The sequence below is a fragment of the Mesorhizobium sp. M7A.F.Ca.ET.027.03.2.1 genome (assembly GCF_003999175.1).
GTDB lineage: Bacteria > Pseudomonadota > Alphaproteobacteria > Rhizobiales > Rhizobiaceae > Mesorhizobium.
Window position 1 is genome coordinate 1 of the sequence record NZ_RZOM01001261.1, and the last position, 1,558, is coordinate 1,558.

At 64.4% G+C, this 1,558-nt stretch carries 1 pseudogene; it reads right to left on the reverse strand.

Features of this window, described 5'->3' with window-relative positions:
- A pseudogene (locus EN750_RS33630) lies at positions 1 to 1,558 on the reverse strand (kinesin); the annotation flags it as partial.

Here is a 1,558-nt window from a genome sequence, read left to right on the forward strand (position 1 = left end):
GTTTCCTGCTGTGGTTCTCGACGGCTTCCTCGATGCCGACGCGGGCGTCGGCGAGCCGCTGGATGTCGCTGTCGAACGAACGCGACACGACATGGCGGGCGGCCTCCATGCGCCCGGCGAAGTCGCTGGCGCGGGCTTCGAGCATGGAGGAGGTCGAGGTGACGATGTCGGCCATGTCGGCGCCGATCTGGGTCTTGCCCTGATCGATCATCGCCGACAGCGTGTCCTTGCTCTCGGCGAAGGTGTGCGCGATTTCGCGGGCGCGCTCGACCAGCGTTTCGTTGATCTGGCGGGCGCGGGCCTCGAGTGCCGCATTGAGCTTCTGCGTTCCGGTGTCCAGCGCCTCGGCGCGGGTCTGGAACTCGCTGATCAGGGCCTGGCCGCGTTCGGCGAGCGTCCGCTCGATGCCGTTGAGGCTGGCCTCGAACTCGGAATTGAGGGTGCGTGCGGCGCCGCCGAGCAGCGACACCATGCCGGTGGTGCGATCGTCGAGCAGATCGGTCAACGACCGTGTCAGGCCGTCAGTGGTGTCCGTCAGCTTGGCAATGCGGGTGTCGAGAAGGCTGGCGAAGGCCTCGCCCGAGGTCGACAGACGGTCGGTGATCGAATCGAGCCGGCCTTCGACGGAATCGAAGATCGACATCGAGCTTTCGTTGATGCGATCGATCAGCGTGTCGCCGGAATTGGTGATCGTCATCGACAATTTGGTCGATGCATTGAGGATCGAGTCGCGGATGATGTCGGAAGCGGCGCCGATCTCGTCCTTCAGCGTCTCATGCGCGCCGGTGATCGAGGCGCGGACGCGCTCGGCATGGGTGACGACGGCTTCGCGCTCGCTGCCGAGCCCGTCGACCAGCGAGCGGATGCGGGATTCGTTCTCGGAATAGGAGCGTTCGATCTGGTTGACTTCGCTGTGGACAAGCGTTTCCAGCTCGACGGCGCGGGCAAGCGTGCGTTCGATGCCTTCGCCCATGGCCGCGACCTCGCGACGAACGGCCTGGCCGATCATCATGACGCGATCCTGGGCAAGGTTTTCCGGCTCGGTCAGGCGGAAGGCCACTTCGGTCATCGACTGTGCGGCGATGCGCATTTCTTGGGCGCGGCGAATCATGGCGGCGAAGGCCCAGAACAGGATGACGGGCACAATGGCCGCGACCGCAAGGCCGATCAACTCCGGACGGGCAAGGAACTGGTCGAGCGTACGGATTCTCCAGATGCTCGGTCCGAAAAGCAGATTGGCCAAACCGCCGGCGCCAGCGAACCAGGCGAGCGAAACGAAGGCAACGACCCAGTAAATGGTGTTCGAGGCACGCCTGTTGAGGCTGTGCAGGAGCGTCTTATAGTCCTTCTGGCGATCGTCATTGGCCGGTGCGAAACCAGCGGGCTGGGCGCCATTGCGCGGTTCCACGGGGCGCAATTCGGCAGGCTTTGCCTTGGGCGCGGGTTTCGCGGCGTGGTTCTGATTGACTACGGGCTCCGGGTTTTGTTCCGGCTTATGATTGCGTCCCTCGCGCGCCAACTCGTCGGCCGCCTGGGATATCTGAGCTTCCAGATCCTC